Origin of the sequence: Mucilaginibacter frigoritolerans (assembly GCF_007830615.1) — a bacterium.
In the GTDB taxonomy this organism is placed as follows: domain Bacteria; phylum Bacteroidota; class Bacteroidia; order Sphingobacteriales; family Sphingobacteriaceae; genus Mucilaginibacter; species Mucilaginibacter frigoritolerans.
The window spans coordinates 231,886-257,820 of sequence record NZ_VLLI01000001.1 but is presented as its reverse complement, the minus strand read 5'-3'; the positions used below and the strand labels follow the sequence as shown (position 1 = coordinate 257,820).

Genomic DNA, 25,935 nt, shown 5'->3' with positions numbered 1-25,935 from the left:
TCTTTATGCAAAGAAGAAACTTCCTTAAAACCGGATCATTAGCAGGTTTAACTTTAACTACCCTGGCAGCAGGCGCACATAATTTAATTCCATCTGATAAAAAAACCGAAGTGGATACTTTCGGAAATATTGCTGATGATTTTGTATTGAACGAAGTTACTATTGATGCCCTCCAGCAGAAAATGCAAATAAGGAATATACGTCCCGTTCTATTACCGAATTATATTTAAAACGTATAAATGATATTGATAAAAAAGGCCCGAAATTAAATTCGGTGATTGAGCTTAATCCGGATGCACTGAGCATAGCAGATGCGATGGATAAAGAACGCACTTCGGGCAAAGTGAGAGGGCCATTGCACGGTATCCCGATTTTGATAAAAGACAACATCAGCACTGGTGATAAGATGCATACCACTGCAGGGGCATTGGCTATCGCCGATAATCTATACAAAGAAGATGCCTTCATCATTAAAAAGCTAAGAGAAGCCGGTGCAGTAATTTTAGGGAAAACCAATTTAAGTGAATGGGCAAATTTCCGCTCAACACACTCCACAAGTGCATGGAGCAGCAGAGGTGGACAAACTAAGTGCCCTTATATTTTAGATCGAAACCCCAGCGGATCAAGCGCCGGTTCGGGATCGGCAGCATCAGCAAATTTATGCGCCATTGCGATAGGTACTGAAACCGATGGATCTATCGTATCGCCATCATCAGTAAATGGATTAGTGGGAATAAAACCCACTGTAGGCTTATGGAGCCGCACAGGTATTATCCCCATATCAAAAACGCAGGATACCGCCGGACCAATGACACGTACTGTTAAAGATGCAGCTATTTTGTTGGGTGCTCTTGCCAGTCAGGATTCGGCAGATAGTTATACAGCGGCAAGTAACGGAAAAATAGCAGCTGACTATACTAAATTTTTAGACGTAAACGGATTGCAGGGAAAGCGCATCGGTGTTGAAAAATCAGCTTTGAAAATCAACCCTGCTATGGATGTCTTGTTTCAAAAAGCAGTTGATACGCTGCAAAGTAAAGGTGCAACTATTGTTATGGTTGAACTATTTAAAGAGCTGAAACCTATTGATGGGAATGAGTTCCAGGTGCTATTGTACGAATTTAAAGATGGCTTAAATAAATATTTAAGCACAGCAAATTCAAAAGTAAAAACTTTGGCTGATGTAATTGCCTTTAACAAGCAAAACGAAGCTGCAGCCATGCCCTTTTTTAAACAGGAAACATTGGAACTGGCCAATGAGAAAGGCGATTTGAATTCAAAAGAATATCTGGATGCTGTAAAAACAACAACCGAAATTCCCCGTAATGCTATAGATAAAATTTTAAAAGACAATAATCTTGATGCTATAGTAGCGCCTACTAACGGATTTGCCTGCTGCATTGACTTAGTTAATGGCGATTATGATAACGGATTTTCGTTTTCCGGACCGGCTGCTATGGCAGGTTATCCGCATATTACAATACCGATGGGCTTTGCTTATAATTTGCCAGTAGGACTATCGTTCATCAGTTCGGCCTACAAAGAAGCAGATATTATAAGGTTAGGTTATGCTTTTGAACAAGCGACTCAACATAGAACATCTCCGGAATTTAGAGTGGATTTACTAGGTTAATAAAGTTATATGCCAAAACTTAATTAGCGCGGAGGATATCGATTGGTGCCATTAGCAAAGTTTTTGGTTACTTTGCGTTAGTATAAAACAAACTTAAAAACCATGGAATTTGGCCGTGTTAACCCTGAAGAATTAGCGACAGCTGATTTTACGCTTCCGCCCGATACTGCGCTAACCATCAAAACCTTACAGGAATCAAAAAATGATAACCCATTGCAGGTTCATGTTGGCTGTGCCAAATGGGGCAGAAAGGAATGGGTGGGCCAAATCTATCCTCCAAAAACCAAAGACGCTAACTTTTTAGATGAATACGTAAAGCATTTTGATTGTATTGAGTTAAATGCAACGTTCTATAATATCTATAGCGCTGAAATAATTGCCAAATGGCGGGATAAAGCCGAAAAGAACCCGGAGTTTAAGTTTTGCCCAAAGTTTTCGCAAATGATCAGCCATATCCGCCGATTAAAAAACGCGGAGGAGCTAACCACGCAATACTACAAGGGCATTATGGCTTTTGGCGATAAACTTGGCCCTTTGTTTTTGCAGCTGGGCGATAATTATACGCCTAAAAGTTTTGAGGATGTAAAAGCCTACCTGGAACATCTGCCGAAGGATGTTCCTGTATTTTTGGAGATAAGGCATAAAGAGTGGTTTTCTGTAAAAGAAAACAGCGATCAAATATTCAATTTACTGCATCAGCTGAATATCGGGGCTGTAATAACAGATGCTACTGGCCGACGAGATGTGGTGCACATGAATTTACCTACACCACATGCCTTTATCCGCTTTGTGGGCAACGGCCTACACCCTACTGATTATGCCCGTGTTGATGAATGGGTTGAGCGCATAGCTCAATGGAAAGAATTAGGCCTGCAATCAGTTTGGTTCTTTATGCACCAGCATGATGAACAATATTCGCCCAAACTGGCTGATTATGTAGTAGAGCAGCTCAATCAAAAATTGGGATTAAGTCTTAGACGGCCCTTCTTTTTAAGTAAAAATGAATTGTTTTAATGATAATTATTGTGCTATCATTCCTGATATTACATTGATACTTAACGCTAATATTGCTGTATTAAATGTAAATGAAAGCAGTGCATGCAATAAGGCAAAACGGCGTATTTTTCTTGATGAAATTTCAACATCTGAAACCTGAAAAGTCATCCCGATAACAAAAGAAAAATATACAAAATCGAAATAATCCGGATCTTCTTTTCCAGGGAATTCCAGGCCACCTATTTCACGAACTGCTCCGTCATCGGTGTCGGTATCATAGAATAAATGCGCATATAGCAATGTAAATATTGTGTGCACAAGCCACCATGAAATAATTACTGCCGCTATAGCCAATAAAATATGATCGTTAACACTTGTTGTGGGGTGTCCTTTAGCCGACTTTAACAGGAATACGATAGCACCCATGCTGGCAAGCGAAGCTGCCAGAACAAAAAGAAAAATCAATGTTCGGCTAAAATCCTGCAGTTTGGCTATTTTACGCACTTCGCGGGGGTGAGAAGTAGCAATAATGATCCAGTCAAGCAAGATAATTGTAGATGCAAAACTGATCCAAGTAAATAAAATTAAAGCGGGAAGCGAATGATTATTTTGAAGTAGAAAAAAAAATACAACACTAACACCAAAGGCAATCATCAGGCGGTAATGAGCATCTAAGCGGAAAAACAGTCTTTTATCAGCCTTTAAGTTTTTAGTCATTGTTTATTTGATTGATAGTTCATAGATAGCAATTTTTATGCACATTTTAAAAAGCTATGTATGATGGAAAATCAGTCCTCTTCCACTATTTCTGCAACCCGTCCGACCTGACCATCTTCTAACCTTACTTTTATACCGCGTGAGTGAAATGAAGAGCTGGTCAATAAATCTTTTACTATTCCCCTGGTCAATTTCCCAGATCGCTGATCTTTTTTGAGAATAATATCAACTTCAAGACCAGGGTAAATGTCGCTTCTATTTTGTCCGTTCATAGTGCTGTAAACTATTTTAATCTTTTTCTTCTAAGTTCAAAAAGATCATCAGTGGTAATTATGTTATTGAACCCTTTTGCTTTTAAGCCTTTAAAAAGCTTTTTATCTCCCGACCAAATTTTGCACTTGAATTGTTTAGCGTAAGCTACGTATTGAATATCTTTTATATCAATATCTTGCACAAGTGTGTACGCTTCTTCCCAAAACTCTTGATTTATTTGTTCTTCAGATATAAAAACAATCTCCTTACATACATGATATTCCGCCTCCATTATCTGTTCAATACTCAAATCAGAAATGGATTGAAGTCTTTTGTACTTATCACGAATTTCGTAGTGTAAAAATTCAGGAGCAATAAAATTGAAATGCTTTTTTGAATTAATCAGCAAATCGCCAATCTTCCCATTAGAGTTTAGAATACTGCTAAATACTATATTAGCATCGACTATTATCTTCACTTAATAAACCGTGCCTTATTTGCTTCCCACCATGAAGAGTTAACTTCATCGGCTAACTCATCAATAGCTGATTGTTTAGCTTTTGATTTTGATGTGGCTTCCAGATATTTCAGATAATCGATCAGTCGCTGCAGTCCAAACTTATCTACCGATGATGACACGGTGATAGTTATTGTATTGTCTTTTGCGTTTTCAATTAACATACACAAATATAAATAATTAGTATTGAAGTTGGAAAGACTGAAAGAATCTACGAAACCAGTTTATCTATTGCCTCTTTTACCTTATCAAAATCAAAGCTTTTTACAACTTTGTTCATGGAGGCAGTAATTTGCTCGTTTCCTAAATTGCCGATACTTCCTTCGTGGGTATGGTTTACCGTTTTATCCGGGTTAAATTCACCTTTTTCAATGGCTGCCCCTACCTGCTTGTATGCATCACGAAATGGTGTTCCATTCAATACCATACGGTTAACTTCCTCTACACTAAAAAGATAAGCGTATTTCGGATCATTCAATATACCTGCATTTACGGTTACATGCTTTAACATAAACGTTGCCATATGCAGGCAATTTTTCAAATCAGTAAATGCCGGGAACAATAATTCCTTTAATAATTGCAGCTCGCGATGATAGCCAGACGGAAGGTTAGTGGTCATCATGGCAACATCATTTGGCAATGCCTGCAAACGGTTACACTTGCCACGCATTATTTCCCAAACATCAGGGTTCTTTTTATGTGGCATAATACTGCTGCCTGTAGTTAACGTATCCGGATAGCTCACAAACGCAAAATTCTGGCTTAGATACAGAGCCTGATCCATAGCCATTTTGGCAAGTGTAGCTGCTATGGATGATAATGCTTGCGCAATAACGCGCTCTGTTTTTCCCCTGCCCATCTGTGCATAAACCACATTATAATTCAGGCTCTCAAAGCCTAAAAGTTGTGTGGTTAAAGTACGGTTTAAAGGGAACGATGAACCATATCCAGCCGCCGAGCCTAAAGGGTTTTTATTGGTGATTTTATAAGCTGCCAAAACCATTTCCAGGTCATCGGCCAAACTTTCGGCATAGGCACCAAACCATAAACCGAAAGATGATGGCATGGCTACCTGTAAATGCGTATAACCCGGCAACAAAACATCTTTATGCTTTTCGCTCAGCTCAATAAGCAAATTAAAAAGCTTTTCCGTTTCTTCAACAACCTGTTGTATCTCGTGTCTGAAAAATAGCTTCAAATCAACCAATACTTGATCATTACGTGAACGGCCACTATGGATTTTTTTTCCGGCATCACCTATTCGTTGCGTAAGCAAAAATTCAACTTGTGAATGCACATCTTCTACCTCTGGAGAGATAGAAAAATTTCCAGCCTCAATATCCTTGTAGATATTTTTCAGCTCCTGTTGACAAAGCTGCAAATCTTCAGCATCCATCAAACCTATGCTGTGCAGCATTCGGGTATGCGCTAATGATCCCAGCACATCAAAAGCAGCCATTTGCTCGTCAAATTCTCGATCAAGACCAACCGTGAAATTTTCAACCAGTTCATTTACCGTAACGGATTTTTGCCAGATTTTTGCCATAATGCAAATATGCTATTATTATCTTTAGTGATAATTAACAAATGCTTTCCAGCATCTTAATATACAATTCAATACCTTCTTTTATCTCCTCAACATAAACAAACTCATCAGCAGTGTGTGAACGCGCAGAATCACCGGGACCCACTTTAACCGACGGGATATCCAGTAAGGATTGATCAGATGTGGTTGGCGAACCATAGGTAGTACGGCCCAGGGCTACACCTGCTTTTACTATCGGGTGATCTTTATCAATTTTTGATGGTTTTAGCCTGATAGAACGCGGAGTTACGTCACAACTTACATGCTGACGGATAATTTCCAGCACCTCTTCATTACGATAAGCATCGGTTACCCGCACATCTACCGTAAAGGTACAGCTTGCAGGTACTACATTGTGTTGTGAGCCGGCATTTATAATAGTAACTGACATTTTTATAGGCCCAAAAACCTCCGATTCATTTGGGAAACGAAACGTTCTGAACCATTCAATATCGGTAAGGGCTTTATAAATAGCGTTTTCGCCTTCTTCGCGGGCAGCATGACCTGCACGACCGTGAGCCACGCAGTCCAATACCATTAAGCCACGCTCGGCTATAGCTAACTGCATCAGGGTTGGTTCACCTACAATTCCGAAATCCAGTTTACCCAAATCAGGAATAATCAGTTCCAATCCATTAACGCCTGAAATTTCCTCTTCGGCAGTTGTAGCCAGGCAGAAATTATATTTCAAATTCTCCTGCTCGTAAAAGTAAAGGAAAACAGAAATCAGCGATACCAGGCATCCGCCGGCATCATTGCTACCTAAACCATAAAGCTTGCCGTCTTCAATTTTGGCATCGTACGGGTTACGGGTATAACCTGAATTAGGTTTTACGGTATCATGATGTGAATTAAGCAGAATGGTGGGCTTTGAAGCATCAAAATGCTTGTTCCATGCCCAAATATTGTTTAGCTTACGGTTAGTGGTAACACCTCTTTCTTGCAGAAACTTTTCTATCAGATCAGCAGTCTTATCTTCCTCTTTACTAAACGATTGTATGGATATTAATTGTTGAAGCAGGCTAACTGCCTGTTCAAATAGTATATTGGTATCGATCATAAATATGGCAGCAAAAATAATCTTTTTTATAAGTATGAACGATATTTGTTTAACAATAGCATGTTTCAAATAACTGTTTAAAAACGATTAAAACCCTATAGTCATTACATTTTTACAAACTGCACAATTCATTTCATTTTATAATTTAGTTAATATTGCAGTTGAAAAATCAAGATTCCTGTCAATGAAAAACATCCTTTTTGCTGCCATTCTTTCTGCTTGCTTTATCTTCCAGTCTGCAAAAGCACAACAAACCAAAATATACAATAAGGGCAAATATCAGCTTACTTTTATTAGTTACGATGCTACTTTGGATTCTGTTGAACAGCAAAGACTTGTTAAAACATTTTATACCGTTTACCCTGAGTTAGCGAAAGCATACAACAAGAAAACGCTAAAGGCAGTAACTTTTGTTATTGATACCACTTATAAAGGCGTTGCCGAAACCGATAATGGTAAAGTTACCATCAGTTCACGCTGGATACATTCGCATCCGGAAGATATTGATGTAGTAACGCATGAAGTAATGCACATTGTACAAAATTATGGCGAAAGCAACGGACCCGGTTGGCTGATTGAGGGCATTGCAGATTATGCCCGATATAAATTCGGCGTTAATAATGCAGCCGCAAAATGGGCATTACCTGATTATAAGCCAACACAAAACTATGATAATGCCTACCGTGTAACTGCCCGTTTTTTACTTTGGATTGAAAAGAAAGTTAGCCCCGGTTTAGTTAAAGAATTTGACGGAAGATTAAGAAAACACACTTTTACTGATGATGCCTGGAGACAACTAACCGGCAAAACAGTTGATGAGCTCTGGAAAACCTATTCAGAAAATCCAACTATTTAATCCTCTATTTTTGAATATTTCCGGGTGTCGTTCATCAGGGCATAAAGCAATAACGACAGCGCTATACAGACGGTAACATACCAGTAAAACCATTCCTGATGGTGGTTATTTTTAAAGTCGAGGGCAATATATTCTGCCGTGCCGCCAAACAGGGATACAGCAATCGCATATGGAAAACCAACGCCCAGTGCACGTACATTGGCCGGAAATAACTCAGCTTTTACCACTGCATTAATAGAGGTATAACCACTTACTATAATTAGCGCGCACATAATAAGGGCAAAAGCTACCCAAACATCCTTTGTTTCACCAAGCGCTGTCATAATAGGCACAGTAGTTAAAGTCCCTAAAATGCCAAAACCTATTAAAAGCGGTTTGCGGCCAATTTTATCTGATAATAATCCAAAAACTGGCTGAAGCAGCATAAATCCTCCCAAAGTAAGCGCAGAAATAAGTGTGGCTGTATTTTTAGAAAAGCCAGAGGTATTTACCAAAAACTTCTGCATGTAAGTAGTAAAAGTGTAAAACGCTATTGTACCCCCTACTGTTAAACCGATAACAACTAAAACAGCCTTTGGATGTTGAGCCAGTGCCCTGATAGTTCCGCGGTTTGAATGGATTTTGTGCTCATCTACCTTCACTGATTCCTGCAAGCTTCGCCTTAAATACATTACCGTTATGGCCAGTACTGCACCAATAGCAAAAGGAATACGCCATCCCCATTGATGCAATTGTTTATCAGTTAAAAAGAAATGCTGCAACAAAACCAATACGCCCAATGCCAGCAGTTGCCCCATAATAAGGGTTACATATTGAAAGCTTGAATAAAAGCCACGGTGCTTTTTAGTAGCCATTTCGCTTAGGTAGGTAGCACTGGTACCATATTCGCCGCCAACACTTAAGCCCTGTATAATGCGGGCCAGTACCAGCAATAATGGTGCTGCAATCCCTATTTGCTTATAACCAGGGGCAACGGCAATTAGCAGCGATCCAATACTCATCAACAAAACAGATAAGGTAAGTGCCGCTTTACGGCCTTTTTTATCTGCATAAGCACCCATTACCCATCCGCCTATGGGCCGCATTAAAAAGCCAATAGCAAAAATGCCTGCCGTATTTAAAAGTTGTACAGTCTGGTTATCACCAGGGAAAAATGAAGTTGAAAAATACAATGAAAACGCAGTGTAAACATACCAGTCATACCACTCAACCAAATTACCCAATGAACCGCCGATGATAGAGCGGATTCTGTTTATGGTGGATGGAGAAGAAACATCGAATTGTTGAGGCATGAGGTCGATTTATATTAATGAAAGATATAATTATATTTTCAAACAGAATAATCAAAGCTTTATTTACTTTTAGCCCAATAATCCCTAATTAAAATATACCCCAATAATGGATGATCAGTTTAAACTTCGCGCAGCTGCCCGTACAGATGAAGAACTTCAGGAACGAGTAGATAACCGCGAAAAATACTTGCCCGAAACAGTAGAGGCCTCGGTAGAAGAATTACAATTCCGCGGGGTAGAATTTTCGGAAGAAGAGCTTACAGTAATAGCAGAAGATATGCAGGCCCGCCGAAATCTGGCAGAAATTAAGCCTGATAGTTACGGAATGTTTAGCAACCGGGATAAAAACAATCTGATTGAAGACCCTGATGCTCCTCCGCTTTATTCCAGAAGAGCAATATATGGTTTCTCCGTTTTTTTTAGCGTGTTTTTTGGTGCTGTTATGCTGGCCATGAATGTGAGTAAAACATCTGGCAAAAAAAATGCAATTTGGGTTGTATTGTTTGGATTGGGCTATACAATAGCCATGGTATTGCTTTTACAAAATTTTAAAACCAGCACAGGTTTAACTATAGTTCCAAGCATACTAGGAGCTTATTTAATTGAAGCATTATTTTGGAACAGGTACGTTGGTACATCAACCCTTTACAGAAAAAGACCGATATGGATACCCCTTGCAATAGGCATTGCGATACTTGGGGTTTTTATTTTCATCGCATTTTATTCCGGAATTAAATAAAAATGAGGATTAATTAGTTAACAAACTACGCCATCGTAATGCTGGTCAATTGCATCACCAATTTCATCTAACGGAAATCTTTCGGTTCCGAAGCGGTGTTCAACTTCTACCCATATGCCAAAATCGTTTCTTTTGATAGTATGGAAGGTTGTATGGTTAAAAACATTAAATGCTTGACTATCCTCATAACTGCGGATAATTTTAAACATCTCTTTCTTTATGATTACTTCAAATGATTCCATGGTGCTGTTATCTACAAATTTAACCTGTAGATAACAGCTTCACAACACTAAACAGGGGGTGTTTTAACGGTACTTTTACCTTATTTTTACGGTATTTGACAGATTTGTTACCTATGAAGAAATAAAATAGATCATATTTATAATTAGTTATTCACTAATTTAAAAGCTCCTTCATTATATCTCATCCCTGTATTAGGGTATTTATCCATCACATTTTGAATATCCTGCAAATCATCCTTTGACAATTCAATATCAACCGAACCAGCATTTTCCCGCAAATATTTGGTCTTTTTTGTACCTGGGATAGGTATAATATCATTCCCTTGTGCTAAAACCCAGGCTAAAGCGAGCTGAGCGGGTGTACACTCTTTTTTCAGTGCCAGTTTGGCAAAAGCTGCTGCCAGTTGTTGATTATTCTCTTTATAATCATCGCTGAAACGTGGTAAGGTTTTACGGAAATCGTTGCTTCCCAACTCATCCAGGTTTAAAGTATTTGTCATTAAGCCACGTGAAAGCGGACTGAAGGGGATCAATGAAATTCCTAGTTCGCGGCAAACTGGTAATATTTCGGCTTCCACATCCCGGGTTACTAAGGAATACTCACTTTGTAATGCCGATATAGGATGTACTGCATGTGCCTTCCTGATGGATGCTGCGGAAGCTTCTGATAAACCCAAGTAACGCACTTTGCCCTCTTTAACCAAATCAGCCATCGCCCCTACCATATCTTCAACCGGCACATTCGGATCAATACGATGTGCATAATACAGATCAATAGTATCAATCCCTAAACGTTTAAGGCTTTTTTCAACAGCAGTTTTTAAGTAAGCCGGTGATCCGTCAAAGTAACTCCCCGCTGAACCTGGAAAAGCATTATTGCCTTCATTTTGCCGAAAGCCAAACTTCGTGGCAATAAAAATTTTGTCGCGGTTGGGAACCAGCACCTTTGATAACAGCTCTTCATTAAGCCCATTGGCATAAATGTCAGCAGTATCCCAAAAGTTTATCCCTAAATCAATAGCTACATTTAAAACGTTAATTGATTCATCATCATTAAAAGTACCATAACCATGGTTCATGCCCATGCAACCTAAACCAATTGCCGACAGCTTTTCGCCGGTTTTACCAAATTCCCTAAATTTCATAAGTAGTTTTTTTAACAAAAATAACGTTGTATTTCCCTTTCTGTTTACATACTTCTGTCATCTTATTAAATATTACTATATTGTCTATCTATTTAGTATAATTGCAGCGAATCGCATAATTTATAATTTAAATTCAGTCAATTGTCAAAAAAGATGTTTAAACATTTATATTTTGTACAGATTAAAATTTAAGTATTATGTTTGCATCAGAAAATAAAAAACAAACAAATCATATCAAAAAGACAATCATGAAAAAGATCATCATTTTATTAGCAGTTGCTTTATTAAACACGGCTGCATTTGCGCAAACTACCTGGAATTCAGACAAAATGCACTCTAAGTTACAGTTCACCATCACCCACTTAATGGTTTCTGATGTTGACGGCGAGTTTAAAGATTTCAGCGCTACCATCGTTGCTTCAAAACCTGATTTCAGCGATGCTACATTCCAATTAACTGCAAACACCGCTTCGGTAAACACCGGCGTTGATGCTCGTGACAATCACTTAAAATCTGACGCATTTTTTAATGTTGCTAAATTCCCAACATTAACATTTACCAGCACTGGTATTACCAAAACAACTGCAAACCACTATAAATTAAGTGGTAACCTTACTTTAAATGGTGTAACCAAACCAGTTTCTTTTGATTTATGGTACCGTGGTACTATTACTAACCCAATGAGCAAAGCTGATGATGCAGGTTTCAAAGCTACAGGAGTTATCAAACGTTCTGACTTTAGCTTCGGTAACAGCTTTGGTTCATCAACATTGAGCGACGAAGTTACTATAACTGCAAACGGCGAATTCGGTAAAGCTAAATAAGCTGAAAAGCTAATCTTAAAAAATATAATAGAAGGCCCGGCGTAACATTACGCTGGGCCTTCTGTTTTTAGTTCAATTTCTTCATGAATACGCCTATCAAATATTTTACAACCAAGCAGGAGCTGCATCTGCGGCACAGTTTATATATTTGACTAAACCTAATTTCATCCTAAATGAGAAAAATACTACTACCATTACTCCTTTTACCTCTTGCTTTCCGGGCATCTGCGCAGGAAAAGAATATTTATCACAAAGGCTGGATAGACTTTAACAAAAATGGCAAAATGGACATTTTTGAAGATCCTTCTCAACCTATTGATAAACGTGTGGCCGATTTGCTAAGCCAGATGACTGTGGAAGAAAAAACCTGCCAGCTGGCAACACTATACGGTTATAAACGTGTTTTGAAGGAAGAAATGCCAACAGAATCGTGGAAAAATGAAGTTTGGAAAGATGGTATAGCCAATATTGATGAAGAACTCAATAATTTAACTTCACATACTGATGATGCACCAACGCAATACTCCTATCCTTACAGTAAACATGCCGCTGCAATTAATACTATTCAAAAATGGTTTGTGGAGCAAACACGAATGGGTATCCCGGTTGATTTTACCAACGAAGGAATTCACGGATTAAATCATGATAGGGCTACTTCTCTTCCTGCACCTATAGGTATAGGAAGTACCTGGGACAAACCATTGGTGCGCTTAGCTGGTGATGTTGTTGGCAGAGAAGGTAAAGCATTAGGCTATACCAATATTTATACACCAATTTTAGATCCGTCACGCGATCAGCGCTGGGGCCGTGTAGTTGAAACTTACGGCGAAGATCCATTTCTGATTGCGGAGCTGGGCAAGCAAATGTGCCTGGGCGTACAGGAGCAAGGTGTAGCATCAACCCTAAAACACTTTGCTGTTTACAGCATGCCAAAGGGTGGACGTGACGGTGCCGACCGGACAGACCCGCATGTGGCACCAAGGGAAATGTACCAGCTTTACCTTTACCCTTTCCGCAGGGTAATACAGGAGGCACATGCGCTGGGCGTAATGAGCAGCTATAACGATTGGAACGGTGAACCTATAACCGGCAGTTATTTCTTTTTGACGGAGTTATTGCGCCAAAAATTTGGCTTTGACGGTTATGTGGTATCAGACAGTGAAGCAGTTGAATACCTGTACAGCAAACATCATGTAGCCGGCAGTATTGAAGAAGCGGTACGCCAGGCGTTTGAAGCAGGGTTAAACGTACGTACGAATTTCACCATGCCGCAAACTTATATTATGCCGCTACGCAAACTGTATGCTGAAAATAAAATATCCATGAAAACATTGGATTCACGTGTGGGTGATGTATTAAGGGTAAAGTTTAAATTAGGATTGTTTGATCACCCTTATGTAGAAGATCCAAAAGCGGCTGATAAAATTGTACACAATGCAGAAGCAACCGCTATAGGATTGAAAATGAACCGTGAATCGATGGTGCTACTGAAAAACGAAAACAACTTGTTGCCTTTAAATAAAGCAGCTATTAAAAATATTTTAGTTACCGGCCCACTGGCAATGGAAACCAATTTTGAAACCAGCCGTTACGGCCCATCGCACAACAAGGTAAGCAGTGTATTAGAAGGAGTTAAAAACTACGTTGGAAACAGTGCAACTGTAAGCTACACAAAAGGCTGCAATATTGTAGATGCCACCTGGCCCGAGAGTGAAATTATAGAAACACCACTTACTAATGAAGAGCAAGCTTCTATTGATTCAGCTGTTCAACAGGCAAAAAAATCTGATGTAATTATAGCCGTTGTTGGTGAAGACGTTGACCGGGTTGGTGAAAGTTTGTCGCGTACGGGACTTAATTTGCCAGGCCGTCAGTTGAAATTAATACAGGCTTTGCAGGCAACCGGCAAACCCATAGTTATGGTGATGATAAACGGACAACCATTAACCGTAAACTGGGAAAATAAATATGTACCGGCAATATTGGAAGCTTGGTTCCCGGGACCTGAAGGTGGTAAGGTAATAGCCGAGACTTTGTTTGGCGATAACAACCCGGGTGGAAAGCTTTCTATCACCTTCCCAAAAACAACCGGGCAAATAGAATTTAATTTCCCTTTTAAACAAGGTTCACAGGCCCCTCAGGGAGGCAAAAACAGTTGGGGCAAAACCAGTGTTAATGGGGCACTTTATCCGTTTGGTTATGGCTTAAGCTATACCACATTTGAATACAGCAATTTGCAGGTATCACCTCAAAAAGAACACCAGCAGGGTGATATTACCGTAACTGTTGATGTAACCAATACCGGACAACGTATGGGCGATGATGTGGTTGAACTCTATCTTAAACAAGAAATAAGCAGCGTAACCACTTACGAATATGATTTACGCGGATTTGAACGTGTACCGCTTAATCCGGGTGAAAAGAAAACAGTAACCTTTACCCTTCATCCAGACGATTTAGCCATACTGGACAAAAACATGAACTGGACCGTTGAACCTGGCAAATTTGAGGTGATGATTGGGCACTCATCGGAAGATATTAAATTAAAACAGGAGTTTGAAGTAACCGATAAGGATTAACATATTAAAACGACATCTAAGAAAAAACAGTATGTTTTGTAATTGCAAAACATACTGTTTTTCATTGATACCTTCTCTTTGAATTTGCAGTTTTTTACCATCTTTCATTGGTATTAATACTACATCGTTATAAAACGAATAAAAAACATATAATAAATATATTTTATACCTGGTAAATGAGGCTTTATCCATAGAAAATGTCTGATTTAATTATTAAGAGCATAATTTATACACCTAATTAATTAAAGTCCTTGTGATTTGCTTCATTATTTATAATTTTAACAGATTTAATTCCCCAAGAATTAAGATGGATGGATAAGCCATTTTATAAACCGAACTAAGTAATGGAAGCTAAACCTAAGAATTTAAAAAGCACGCTTTTAAAAAACATGATCATCAAATGCCTTTATTTTGATAAGGCGATGTCATGCGCTGAGCTGAGCGAGTTATTTGACAAAAGTATTCCGTCCATTGCAAAAGCAGTTAATGAATTAATTGAAGAAGGATTTGTTATTGAGCAGGGCTATGCGCCATCAAGTGGTGGCCGCAGACCTTTAATGTATGCTATCAATTCCAATGCTATGTATATCCTTTCTGTAGCTATGGATCAATTATCAACCCGGCTTCAACTGGTTGATTTACTTAACCAGCCAGTAGCCGAACTGTTAATGTTTGAGCTAAAACTGCTTAACAACGATAAAGCACTACAAGAATTGGTTGAAAATATCAATCAATACATTAATCAATCGGGCGTTAACCGCGATAAAATAGCAGGGATTGGTATTGGTATGCCAGGCTTTATTAACCCAATAAAAGGCATCAACTACAGCTATCTGGATGCAGGTGATAAAACCCTTACCCAATATATTACAGACGAAACAGGTCTACCTACTTATGTTGATAATGACTCCAGCTTAATTGCCCTGGCCGAACAAAAATTCGGGATAGCCAAATCACAAAAAGAAGTAATGGTAATTAACCTGGGCTGGGGTATTGGCTTGGGAATGATTGTTAATGGAGAGATATTCAGGGGCAGAAACGGGTTTGCAGGTGAATTTAGCCATATCCCATTATCAGAAGATGGGGCCCTTTGCGCTTGCGGTAAACGGGGCTGTCTGGAAGCAGAAGCATCTATGCTGGTGGTTTCTAAAAAAGCTATTGAAGGAATTGAACAGGGCCGTATCACCAGTTTGAAGCAAATAGACGAAGCCCACTCTAAGCAAATGGGCGATGCCATTATGGAAGCTGCCAACAAAGGCGATCAGTACGCCATTGAATTATTCTCGGATGCAGGTTATAAAATTGGCAAAGCGCTGGCCATTCTGATCCATATTATGAACCCGCAGGCTATAGTGCTGAGTGGTCGTGGCGCAAAAGTTGGTAAAATACTAATGGCCCCTATCCAGCAGGCACTGCATAAATATTGTATTCCCCGCTTATCAAGAGGGACTGAATTACTCATTTCAGAACTTGGTTTTGACGCGGAGTTGATTGGTGCCTCAGTACTGGTAATGGAAAACTTTGATAAAGAGGTAAAAAGTCAGGTTACTGTTAATTGAGTTTTACAACCCATGCAAAAACCTGATAGCTTAATATTTGACATGGATGGTACCCTTTGGGATGCCGTAGATACTTATGCCTATTCATGGAACGTAGTGTTTAACGAATTAGGTGTTGATATTACTGTTGAGCGCGATCAACTAGCCAAAATGGTGGGGTGGGAAGGCAAAAAGGTAATCAGCGCAATAATGCCTGATTTTGATGTTGAAAAAAGGCAGGAAATTTATGCGTTGGTAAATGAAAAAAGGCGCACCCTCCTACCCCAAAATGGCGGCATTTTATATGACGGCGTTAAAGAAGGCTTACAGCAGCTTGCAACAAAATATCCTTTATTTATTTTAAGCAACTGTGCTAAAGGTATCATCAGGCTGTTTATTGATTGGGCCGGCATTGATGAACACATTACCGACGAGCTGGCCTATGGTGTAAACTTTATGCCCAAACAGCATAATATAAAATTGCTGATGGAGAAACACAAACTTCAAAATCCGGTGTATATTGGTGATACAGCTGGTGATGGCGAAGAAAGCCGCAAAGCGGGTATCCCGTTTGTGTTTGTCAGCTATGGCTTCGGTATCACTGACGATTATAATTTAAAGTTCGATGACTTTAAGTCACTTACTGACTATTTTATGGATTTCTAACAATAATTTCAATCATAAAATAAAAAACCTAAAACCTGCTGACATAGGGCTGTCATAAGTGCTTGTTTAATTTGTATAACAATTAAAACAACACAGCTATGGAAACTATCCCAATGTTATTAAAAGAGATGGAGCAGGAAGCTCAAACTACCCGTAAAATGCTGTCACGCATTCCAAACGATAAATTCGATTGGCAACCGCACGAAAAAAGCATGACCGTAAGAAGACTGTCAACCCATATTGCTGAGATACCCGGTTGGGTTAAAATGGCAATTGCTACTGATGAACTTGATTTTTCTGATAATCCATATAAACCCGAAGTAATTAACGATACCCAACATTTGCTGGAGGTTTTTGAACAGTCATACAAAGATGGATACAGCAGTTTAAGCGAAACCAACGAATCTGAACTATTGCAGAACTGGACACTGCGTGATGGCAACAAGGTTTATAGTGTACGCCCCAAAGTTGATGTAATACGTATGGCCTTTTCCCAAACAGTGCATCACCGGGCGCAATTAGGTGTATTTTTGCGTTTGTTAAATGTGCCTATCCCCGGCAGCTATGGGCCAAGTGCCGATGAAACTCAATTTGATTTATAATTTATCGGCAATAAAGCCTTATGAAGTTTTTAAATTTCATAAGGCTTTATTTATTTAGACACATCGGGTAAAGGCAGACTGAAATAAAAGGTGGAACCTGCATTATCATCGCTTTCAACCCATATTCGGCCTTTGTGTCGTAGTATAATTTCGCTAGCCAAATAAAGCCCTATTCCAAAACCTGATATATTTTTCATTTTTTCGCTTTCAACCCTGTAAAAACGCTGAAATAACTTTTCCTGGTCTTTTAGCTTAATACCGATACCTTCGTCAGCAACCGATACCACCAAATTACTCTCATCTTTTTTACTGCCAATATGAATCTTACTCCCTTTATCAGAGTATTTTATAGCATTACTTAAAAAATTACTGATAACCTGTTCAATTTTTTCTTTATCGGCATTAATAAAAATAGGTTCGCGGTATTTAAATTTAATATAGTTACCCACACTAACAGCATTGATATCGGCAATTACATCTGTAATAAGTTTATTGATATCAAACAACTGCTCCTGAAGTTGCAATTTACCCGATTCCAGTTTGGACAAGTCTAAAAAACCATGAATAAGATCAGACATTTTATTTACCTGATATCCTGCTTTCATTAAAGCATTGGTAACAAAGGTATCCTGTAACGGGCTCAATTTTTTTGCTAATATTTGTAAATAAGCCTTGATGGATGTTAACGGTGTTTTAAGCTCATGACTCGCCATTGCTATAAAATCATTTTTTCTGATCTCATCGCGCTTACTTTCCGTAATATCCAATATAGTACCGAGCATTCTTACGGGCCTCTTCTTCTCGTCCTTTATAACTACGCCTTGTGTTCTTACCCAATGTAACGATCCGTTGGGCCAGTTAACTCTAACTTCATATAAATAATTTCCTGTCACCAATGCTTCAAAGTAAGCCTTCATTACAATATTTTGCATATCGTCAGGATTTATGCGCGACCTGATGTCAATAAGAGATAAATCGGTACATACCGGGCTGCCAAATATTTCGGCAAGGCGGGGACTATAAACAAAGGTTTGCGTTTCTAAATCCAGGTCCCAGGTTGCCAATTCGGCAGCGTCTGTAGCAAGCCGAAGGCGGCTTTCACTTTCTAAAGCAGCTTCTTTAGCATTTACCTCTTCTGTAATATCAACAACAGTATTAAGAATATAAGCAACATTGTTATCAGCTCCAAAAATTGGTGTATTACCGCATGACCAAAAATGGATCTCCTTTTCTTTGGTTTTCTCATTTATTACATCAAAGCGATAATTTGGCACGTCGATTTTTTGACGGGTAACTATTACTTTATTAAATATATGCCTGGCCCGTATGTTTTCTTCTATATAAACTTTATCATCAGGAAAAGCTTCGAAAAAACCTTTACCAATAATGCCTTCTCTGGTACTGGATGTTATGGATAAATAACTATCGCTTACGGCTAAAATAGTAAAATAAGGAGGATTGGCTTTAACCAATAATGAGCCAGGCGATTTTTCAAATATCAGCTGAAAAATATTTTCAGGTAAATCTGTCACTGCGTCAACACTCATTCGTCGAAATAATAATTATCACAAGTTAAAGATAATATTTAACTCAAGGATATTAATGTACTAATTGATCCTAACATATCTTAATGTCCTGCGTTTAGTAAATAATTGTCTAAATTAACACACCGCAATCAAAAATTAATTATAAAAACTGTAACCTGTTTTATGCCGAATCGATTAAACTGACTACCTTAACCAAACTAATTTAATATGGATAAAAAAACTGAGATTTCAGCTAAAATTAAAGGTTTTTGGCGTGTATTGGGCCCTGGATTAGTTACTGGCGCTGCAGATGACGATCCATCAGGCATTGCTACCTATTCTCAAACAGGCGCTCAGTTTGGGTATGGGCAATTATGGACGGCGCTTTATATGCTGCCTTTAATGACAGCTGTACAGGAAGCCTGTGCCCGCATCGGTTTAGTAACTGGTAAAGGCATTACTACCATTGTGAAAGAACAATATAGCAAAACCGTACTTTATGCTGTTGTTGGCTTAGTAGTTATTGCAAATACCATTAATATCGGTGCTGATTTAGGAGCAATGGCGGCATCGGCCCAGCTTTTGGTTCATATTCCTTTTATTGTACTAACATTAGCATTTACCACCATAATTCTGCTGCTCGAGGTATTTACCAATTATAAAGTTTACTCAAAAATACTAAAATGGCTTGCCATTACCTTACTAGCTTATCCTATAACTTTATTTATAGTTCACCAGCCGTGGGGTACAATTTTCAAAGCTACCGTAGTACCCCATTTTGAATTTTCATTTGCATTCTTTTTTATTATTACCGGTGTTTTGGGCACAACCATTTCGCCTTATATGTTTTTTTGGGAAGCATCACAGGAGGTGGAAGAAGACACGGAAAAAAATTTAATTAAAAACGGGAAAATCAATATTAGTTGGATTAGTGTGCGAAAGATGCGGGTTGATAATACCTTCGGTATGTTATTTTCTGAATTTGCAACCTGGAGCATTATCGTAGTTGCGGCAACTGTTTTACACGCCAGTGGCGTTAAAGACATCAAAACGGCTGCCGATGCTGCAAAAGCCATTGAACCCTTAGTACACAGCTTTCCGCATGCTGGTTTTTTATCAAAGCTTATATTTTCAATAGGCGTTATTGGTCTTGGCTTATTGGCGATACCGGTACTTTCAGGTTCTGCTGCTTATTCGGTTTCAGAAGCTCTTAACTGGAAAGCAAGCTTAAACTTAAAACTCAAAAAAGCGCCAGGCTTTTACGCCATTATAATTGCAGCAACCATAATTGGCCTTTTATTAAATTTTATTGGGATTGATCCGGTAAAAGCATTGGTTTATGCAGCGGTATTAAACGGCGTTGCAGCGGTTCCACTTTTATTTTTGATACTTAAAATAGCTGCCAATGAAAAAATAATGGGCGAGTTTAAAAGCGGATGGCTCTCTACAACCATTCTCTGGATCACTTTTATAGCTATGGGCGCGGCGGCTATAGCTATGTTTTATACCGTTTTATCTTAGCAATTTATTAAATAGGGAAACACGCATACAATCGCTTGCTGAATGGCATTTCCCAAGTAAGCAGGTGTTATCTCGCTTTCCTTTTTGAAAAACAAGTTTTGTGACATAAAGTTAGGTTAATAAACAGAAAAACATTTTCCGTTTATTTCTATAAATAAGCATCACCCCAAAAAAAGTGTATATTTTTCATTACCCCAAACATCTTCCAAAAGACTAATATATTACATGGGGTAGTTTAAGTTTATTACCTATTCGTTAAATTATTTATATTAATTATTATCTTGGTATTTAAAACGATTTGTAGTTTTGTTATAGATGAATTATTAAACACCTTCTTATTATGAAACATTATTTACTTATTTTAGCATTTTCCCTTGTTAGTTTTGCAGTTTTTGCACAAACTCCGGCCCCCAAAGACACCACAAAAATCTGGACCATTCATGGGCAGAATACTATCCTGATCAATCAAAGTTCCTTTTCAAACTGGTCTGCAGGTGGTGCAAATTCCGTGGCTTTAAACGTAGTTTTTGATTATGACTTTGATTACAAAAAAGACAAATGGAGTTGGGACAACAAAGCCATAGTGGGTTATGGACTAAGCAAACAAGCTGGAACCGACTGGCGCAAAAATGACGATAGGATAATACTAAACAGTCTTTTGGGTTACCAGGCTGCCAAATACTGGTTATATACCTTTTATGCCAACTTTCAAACTCAGTTTACAAACGGATATTCATATGATGCCAATAATAGCCGCACATTAATATCGGCCGCCTTTGCACCTGCTTATCTTACCTTCGGCCCTGGTTTTGCCTATAAAAGGTCAGATAATTTCAGGATCAACATCTCCCCTGCCGCAGCACGGTTCACTATTGTTCAAAATGATTCCCTTTCTTCTATCGGATCATATGGTGTAACACCGGGAAGCAAAAGCCTCTTTGAATTTGGCGCATCTTTAGATGCTTATTACAAAGTTAACCTGGTTCAAAATATATCCTTCGAAAATATATTAAAACTCTATTCCAACTACCTGAGTAAACCCCAAAATGTTTATATGGATTACGCCGCCAATTTGTATATGAAAGTAAACAAACTGGTAACGGTAAATGCAGGAGTTGAACTTATTTCTGACCCTAAAGCGCAAATACCGGTTATTACCAATGGCGTTACTGCTTATCATTCCCTATTACAGGTAAAACAGATTTTTGGCGCCGGTTTAACCTATAAATTTTAGACCTTTTCGTTCTAAATACGCTATTTAATCATCTTATTAAAATAAGCACGTTTTATTTTAATAAGATGATTTTTTTTTCTCCATTCCACTTTCTTTTATTATATAAACTATTTATAATCAATAATTTATACAATAAAGCATACAACGCAGCACAGTCTAATTTTTTGTAACAAATCCTTTAAACACAAATTATTTAAAAACAATTTGAGCCTGTTTTTATTTATAGAATTTAATGTAAAAGATAATATTTAAATTAATTATTTGTGTTATTTATTTTTTAATAATGACTAACCATCATCATAAAAACAAAAAAACGGTGTTCAATTACCCTCAAATACCCAAAACACCAACAGGTATTAACGGGCTCGATGAAATAACCGAAGGAGGCATCCCTACCGGCAGGCCAACATTAATTTGCGGCGGGGCCGGATGCGGAAAAACGCTGATGTCGCTCGAATTTATTGTTCGTGGTATTACCCAATTTAATGAGCCCGGTGTTTTTATGGCCTTTGAAGAAAAAACAGCTGAGTTGGCTATGAATGTAACCTCATTAGGCTTTGACCTGGTAAAACTACAGGAAGAAAAAAAACTAAAACTTGATTACGTTCATATTGACCGAAGTGAAATTGAAGAAACCGGAGAGTATGACCTGGAAGGTTTATTTATCCGTTTAGGGTTCGCTATTGATAGTATAGGTGCCAAACGCGTTGTGCTGGATACTATTGAAAGTCTTTTTTCGGGTTTAACCAATCAGGGAATATTACGTGCTGAATTACGCAGATTATTTACCTGGCTAAAAGAAAAAGGTGTAACTGCAATTATCACGGGCGAACGCGGCGAGGGTAACACCTTTACGCGCCAGGGATTGGAAGAATATGTTTCTGACTGTGTTATATTGTTAGATCACCGGGTTATCAATCAAATATCAACACGCCGCTTACGCGTCTTAAAATACAGGGGATCATTACATGGCACCAACGAATATCCTTTTTTAATTGATGAAGATGGCATTTCCGTTTTACCGGTAACTTCGCTAAAACTCGAAAAAGAGGTATCAACAGACCGAATCTCATCTGGTATCCCGGCGCTCGATAAAATGCTGGATAAAAAAGGATTTTTTAAAGGAGGTAGCGTTCTAGTCTCTGGCACTGCCGGCACCGGTAAAACAAGTATTGCCGCCTGCTTTGCCAATGAAACCTGTAAGCAACAAAAACGCTGCCTGTATTTTGCTTTTGAAGAATCGCCAAAACAAATTATCCGCAACATGAAATCAATCAGTGTTGATTTACAGCAACATGTTGATGATGAATTACTAATGTTCCATGCTTCGAGACCAACACTTTATGGACTGGAACAACATTTGGTAGCCATGTATAAAATTATCCAAAGCTTTAAACCTGATGTGGTGATCCTTGACCCGATAACCAATTTAGTAACCATTGGTTCTGTTAGTGAGGTAAAAGCCATGCTGATAAGGCTGATAGACTTTTTACAGGAAGAACAAATAACTGTAATGTTTACAGCACTCACCCTAAACTCTGTGGTTAGTGAGCAAACTGATGAGGGTGTTTCATCGCTGGTTGACACCTGGCTTTTAGTGAGAGATATTGAATTTAACGGCGAACGTAACCGGGGCATGTATATCATGAAATCGCGCGGAATGAAACATTCCAACCAGGTGCGTGAATTTATTATTACCGATAAGGGGATTGATTTGGTTGATGTTTATCTCGGCCCTGATGGTGTATTAATAGGTTCGGCTCGCGAAGCACAAAAATTGCAGGAAAAAACAGGCGAAGTTTTACGCACCAATGCCCTAAGTATGAAAGACAGGGAAATTGACCGCAAAAGGAAAGTTCTACAAGCCAAAATTGCAAGCTTGCAATCAGAATTTGAATCGGCCGAAGAAGAACTGAATAGAATATCAATAGAAGAGGAACTTGTAAAAAAGATTACTGAAAACAATCGTAGTGCCCTAACTAAATTAAGGCGCGGCGATGTGCATAATGAAAACAATAATGGAATCTGAAGAAAATAAATATGAACTAAGACTATATGTTGCGGGTAAAACAACAAAATCAGTAACAGCCTTAGCGAATTTAAAAAGATATTGCGAAGAACACTTAAAAGGGCAATATAAAATTGAAGTGATAGATTTACTTGTACAACCACAATTGGCCGAGGGCGATCAGATTTTTGCCATACCAACATTGGTGCGTAAAGTACCCGAGCCCATAAGGAAAATTATTGGCGACCTATCAAACGAAGAGAAAGTATTAGTGGGCTTAAATATACGCCCAGTAAATTAGTAACCATAATGATTGAGCAACACCGAGTTACTGAAGAAAATAATTTAGTTAGTGAAGACATTTACAGGCTGCGTTTATTTGTAACAGGAGCAACACCAAATTCATCGCGGGCAATATCCAACTTAAAAGATATTTGCGAAACATATTTAAAGGGAAGGTACGAGCTGGAAATAATTGACGTTTATCAGCAGCCATTAATTGTTGAGAATGAACAGATCATTGCCTTACCAGTACTAATTAAAAAATTCCCTTTTCCGGAAAGAAGATTAATTGGCGATATGTCTGATTTAAATAAAGTACTCAAGGGGCTCAGCATTGCAGCAAACACATAATATGGAACAAGCAAAAATAACATATGAGCAGTTATTGAGCGAAAACAGTGAATTAAAGCTACAACTTGAAGAAGCTAATGATAGTATTGACGCTATCCGTAGTGGACAAGTAGATGCGCTTATCGTAAAAAATAGCGATGGATCCCAGGTTTATACACTTAAAACTGCCGACCAAACATACCGGGTTTTCATTCAAAAGATGAATGAAGGCGCAGTTACTATTAACCGTGAAGGACTAATTCTGTATAGTAATTCGAGGTTTGCTAATATGGTAAAAATGCCGTTGGAAAAAACCATCGGTTTGGTTTTTAATGATTTTATCGCTCCTTCATCAATAGAAACATATGACAACCTCATAGCCAATGCATGGGAAGAAGATTGCAAGGAAGAAATAGAATTGCTTGATGCTGATAATCAATCCATCCCGTGCCTGTTATCCTGTAATACACTTGAGTTGGATGAAGGCGTTGCATTAAGTCTTATTCTAACAGACCTTACGCTGCTTAAGGAAACAGAAAATCAGCTCAGAATAAAAAACCTGCAACTTGCTGCGGCACATTTGCAAACTGAAAAGCTTAATAACGAACTGGAAGACATTGTCAAAGAGCGTACCAATGAACTGTTTGTGAGCCGTGAACATTTTAAATACCTGGCAAATAACATTCCGCAACTGACCTGGACCAATCTTCCAAACGGGCAAATTAATTACTTTAATCAGCAGTGGTATACTTATACTGGTCTGAGCCTGGAAGAAACCCAGCAGTTTGGCTGGAGAAATATTCTGCATCCTGATGATATATCATCCACCTCAGAACAGTTTACTGCCGGTTTGCAATCAGGTGTAACTTTTGAAATTGAAAACCGCTATAAACGGCAATCAGACGATAGTTACCGCTGGCACTTGAACAGGGCTGTACCGTTGCGAAATGAAAATGGCGAAATAGCTTACTGGTTGGGTACAGCTACCGATATTGAAGATCAGAAAAAAGAAATGGAAAAGCGTGACGAATTTATCGGCATTGCCAGTCACGAATTAAAAACACCATTAACCAGCCTTAAAGGTTATCTGCAATTAATTACCTCCTACAAAAAAGAAAGCATTCCACCTGTTGTAGTGCAATACATTAATAAAGCCAACAAGGCCTTAAGCAAATTACAACTCTTAATAAATGACCTGTTAGATGTTAGTAAGATAAAAGCGGGTAAAATGGAGTATGAATTTATTAATGTTAATATCACCCTACTAATAAAAACATGTATTGAAAACGCCGAGCATATTTATCCCGAAAATACATTCATAAACGAAGACGGGCATAATTATGTGGTTAACGGCAATGCTGAAAGACTGGAGCAGGTTTTAATGAATTTGTTAAATAACGCCGTTAAATATTCACAGGAAAACAAAACAATCATTGTAAAAACATCTGCCCAAAATGGTTGGGTTCGCGTAACAGTTATTGATTTTGGCATAGGGCTATCTGAAGATCAGAAGGAAAAGATCTTTGAACGCTTTTATCGTGTGGAAGATAAAAAATATATGACCAGCGGTTTAGGCATGGGTTTGTATATTTCAGCAGGCATAATCCAAAACCACAATGGCCGGATCGGCGTTGACGGCGAACTTAAAAAAGGCGCCCGCTTTTATTTTGAGTTACCCTTAATAGAGTAAAAATTTAAGTAAAGAGCAAATCAAACGGCAATCAATTTTCCGGTGGTCACCAAAATTCGTCCGGTGGTCAAAAATGTTTCTGTAGTTAACAATAGTGAGGT

General features: G+C 38.4%; 26 protein-coding genes. 16 read left to right on the top strand and 10 right to left on the bottom strand.

The features are described from left to right. Positions 1-5: 5 nt before the first annotated feature. The 3 genes from JN11_RS24705 (at position 6) to JN11_RS01080 (ending at position 2,647) form a co-directional block, all read left to right on the top strand. On the top strand, positions 6-230 hold the full coding sequence (locus JN11_RS24705; protein WP_246138920.1) for a hypothetical protein: 225 nt from the start codon (positions 6-8) through the stop codon (positions 228-230). Further along, positions 212-1,633 (top strand): amidase, encoded by a 1,422-nt coding sequence (locus JN11_RS01085; RefSeq protein ID WP_317131263.1) that lies wholly within the window; start codon positions 212-214, stop codon positions 1,631-1,633. The genes JN11_RS24705 and JN11_RS01085 overlap by 19 nt, the downstream gene beginning before the upstream one ends. A gap of 102 nt (positions 1,634-1,735) precedes the next feature. After that, entirely contained in the window at positions 1,736-2,647 is a 912-nt protein-coding gene (locus JN11_RS01080) for a DUF72 domain-containing protein (RefSeq protein WP_144908787.1), read from the top strand. Between the two features lie 6 nt (positions 2,648-2,653). Here JN11_RS01080 and JN11_RS01075 read toward each other — a convergent pair whose 3' ends face one another. The 6 genes from JN11_RS01075 to JN11_RS01050 form a co-directional block, all read right to left on the bottom strand. Next, the gene (locus tag JN11_RS01075; protein ID WP_144908785.1) at positions 2,654-3,346 is read right to left on the bottom strand and encodes a DUF1345 domain-containing protein; all 693 of its coding nucleotides are present in this window, start codon (positions 3,344-3,346) and stop codon (positions 2,654-2,656) included. Positions 3,347-3,417: 71 nt separating this feature from the next. After that, complete coding sequence (locus JN11_RS01070) at positions 3,418-3,618, bottom strand: YwbE family protein (RefSeq protein ID WP_138805531.1); 201 nt, start codon at positions 3,616-3,618, stop codon at positions 3,418-3,420. An 11-nt stretch (positions 3,619-3,629) separates the two neighbouring features. Further along, complete coding sequence (locus JN11_RS01065) at positions 3,630-4,076, bottom strand: PIN domain-containing protein (protein WP_144908783.1); 447 nt, start codon at positions 4,074-4,076, stop codon at positions 3,630-3,632. Then, positions 4,073-4,279 carry a hypothetical protein gene (locus JN11_RS01060; protein ID WP_144908782.1) on the bottom strand — a complete coding sequence of 69 codons (207 nt, stop codon included), beginning with the start codon at positions 4,277-4,279 and terminating at the stop codon, positions 4,073-4,075. The genes JN11_RS01065 and JN11_RS01060 overlap by 4 nt, the downstream gene beginning before the upstream one ends. Before the next feature lie 47 nt (positions 4,280-4,326). After that, on the bottom strand, positions 4,327-5,661 hold the full coding sequence (gene argH, locus JN11_RS01055; RefSeq protein WP_144908780.1) for an argininosuccinate lyase: 1,335 nt from the start codon (positions 5,659-5,661) through the stop codon (positions 4,327-4,329). 34 nt (positions 5,662-5,695) lie between these two features. After that, entirely contained in the window at positions 5,696-6,760 is a 1,065-nt protein-coding gene (locus tag JN11_RS01050; RefSeq protein ID WP_144908778.1) for a M20 family metallo-hydrolase, read from the bottom strand. Between the two features lie 184 nt (positions 6,761-6,944). On the opposite strand from JN11_RS01050, the gene JN11_RS01045 reads away from it, so the two are divergent. Beyond that, positions 6,945-7,616 (top strand): basic secretory protein-like protein, encoded by a 672-nt coding sequence (locus JN11_RS01045; RefSeq protein ID WP_144908776.1) that lies wholly within the window; start codon positions 6,945-6,947, stop codon positions 7,614-7,616. On the opposite strand, the gene JN11_RS01040 is transcribed toward JN11_RS01045, so the two are convergent. Continuing rightward, a complete protein-coding gene (locus tag JN11_RS01040; RefSeq protein WP_144908775.1) occupies positions 7,613-8,908 on the bottom strand; it encodes an MFS transporter in 1,296 nt (431 codons plus the stop codon). The genes JN11_RS01045 and JN11_RS01040 overlap by 4 nt on opposite strands. Positions 8,909-9,014: 106 nt before the next feature. Here JN11_RS01040 and JN11_RS01035 point away from each other — a divergent pair, with 106 nt between their 5' ends. Beyond that, the gene (locus tag JN11_RS01035) at positions 9,015-9,647 is read left to right on the top strand and encodes a hypothetical protein (protein ID WP_144908773.1); all 633 of its coding nucleotides are present in this window, start codon (positions 9,015-9,017) and stop codon (positions 9,645-9,647) included. Between the two features lie 17 nt (positions 9,648-9,664). Here JN11_RS01035 and JN11_RS01030 read toward each other — a convergent pair whose 3' ends face one another. Both JN11_RS01030 and JN11_RS01025 read right to left on the bottom strand, forming a co-directional pair. Next, on the bottom strand, positions 9,665-9,889 hold the full coding sequence (locus JN11_RS01030) for a hypothetical protein (RefSeq protein ID WP_144908772.1): 225 nt from the start codon (positions 9,887-9,889) through the stop codon (positions 9,665-9,667). 143 nt (positions 9,890-10,032) lie between these two features. Next, a complete protein-coding gene (locus tag JN11_RS01025; RefSeq protein WP_144908770.1) occupies positions 10,033-11,034 on the bottom strand; it encodes an aldo/keto reductase in 1,002 nt (333 codons plus the stop codon). 248 nt (positions 11,035-11,282) lie between these two features. Here JN11_RS01025 and JN11_RS01020 point away from each other — a divergent pair, with 248 nt between their 5' ends. The 5 genes from JN11_RS01020 (at position 11,283) to JN11_RS01000 (ending at position 17,243) form a co-directional block, all read left to right on the top strand. Further along, positions 11,283-11,858 carry a YceI family protein gene (locus tag JN11_RS01020; RefSeq protein WP_144908768.1) on the top strand — a complete coding sequence of 192 codons (576 nt, stop codon included), beginning with the start codon at positions 11,283-11,285 and terminating at the stop codon, positions 11,856-11,858. Positions 11,859-12,031: 173 nt separating this feature from the next. Further along, on the top strand, positions 12,032-14,437 hold the full coding sequence (locus JN11_RS01015) for a glycoside hydrolase family 3 C-terminal domain-containing protein (RefSeq protein ID WP_144908766.1): 2,406 nt from the start codon (positions 12,032-12,034) through the stop codon (positions 14,435-14,437). Between the two features lie 344 nt (positions 14,438-14,781). Beyond that, entirely contained in the window at positions 14,782-15,996 is a 1,215-nt protein-coding gene (locus JN11_RS01010; RefSeq protein ID WP_144908765.1) for an ROK family transcriptional regulator, read from the top strand. A 12-nt stretch (positions 15,997-16,008) separates the two neighbouring features. Further along, positions 16,009-16,641 carry an HAD family hydrolase gene (locus JN11_RS01005; protein WP_144908763.1) on the top strand — a complete coding sequence of 211 codons (633 nt, stop codon included), beginning with the start codon at positions 16,009-16,011 and terminating at the stop codon, positions 16,639-16,641. A gap of 98 nt (positions 16,642-16,739) precedes the next feature. Beyond that, positions 16,740-17,243, top strand: a complete 504-nt coding sequence (locus JN11_RS01000) for a DinB family protein (protein ID WP_144908761.1) — start codon at positions 16,740-16,742, stop codon at positions 17,241-17,243. A 50-nt stretch (positions 17,244-17,293) separates the two neighbouring features. Here JN11_RS01000 and JN11_RS00995 read toward each other — a convergent pair whose 3' ends face one another. Next, entirely contained in the window at positions 17,294-18,790 is a 1,497-nt protein-coding gene (locus tag JN11_RS00995) for an ATP-binding protein (RefSeq protein ID WP_144908760.1), read from the bottom strand. 207 nt (positions 18,791-18,997) lie between these two features. Between JN11_RS00995 and JN11_RS00990 the strand changes: the two genes are divergently transcribed. The 6 genes from JN11_RS00990 to JN11_RS00965 all read left to right on the top strand — a co-directional run bounded on the left by JN11_RS00990 (position 18,998) and on the right by JN11_RS00965 (position 25,834). Next, a complete protein-coding gene (locus tag JN11_RS00990) occupies positions 18,998-20,290 on the top strand; it encodes an NRAMP family divalent metal transporter (RefSeq protein WP_144908758.1) in 1,293 nt (430 codons plus the stop codon). 340 nt (positions 20,291-20,630) lie between these two features. Further along, a complete protein-coding gene (locus JN11_RS00985) occupies positions 20,631-21,524 on the top strand; it encodes a DUF3078 domain-containing protein (RefSeq protein WP_144908756.1) in 894 nt (297 codons plus the stop codon). Positions 21,525-21,807: 283 nt separating this feature from the next. Continuing rightward, positions 21,808-23,553, top strand: a complete 1,746-nt coding sequence (gene kaiC / locus JN11_RS00980; protein WP_144908754.1) for a circadian clock protein KaiC — start codon at positions 21,808-21,810, stop codon at positions 23,551-23,553. Continuing rightward, entirely contained in the window at positions 23,543-23,833 is a 291-nt protein-coding gene (locus JN11_RS00975) for a circadian clock KaiB family protein (RefSeq protein ID WP_144908752.1), read from the top strand. The genes kaiC and JN11_RS00975 overlap by 11 nt, the downstream gene beginning before the upstream one ends. An 8-nt stretch (positions 23,834-23,841) precedes the next feature. Further along, entirely contained in the window at positions 23,842-24,165 is a 324-nt protein-coding gene (locus JN11_RS00970) for a circadian clock KaiB family protein (protein ID WP_144908750.1), read from the top strand. A 1-nt stretch (position 24,166) separates the two neighbouring features. After that, on the top strand, positions 24,167-25,834 hold the full coding sequence (locus JN11_RS00965; protein WP_144908748.1) for a PAS domain-containing sensor histidine kinase: 1,668 nt from the start codon (positions 24,167-24,169) through the stop codon (positions 25,832-25,834). Positions 25,835-25,935 lie beyond the last annotated feature (101 nt).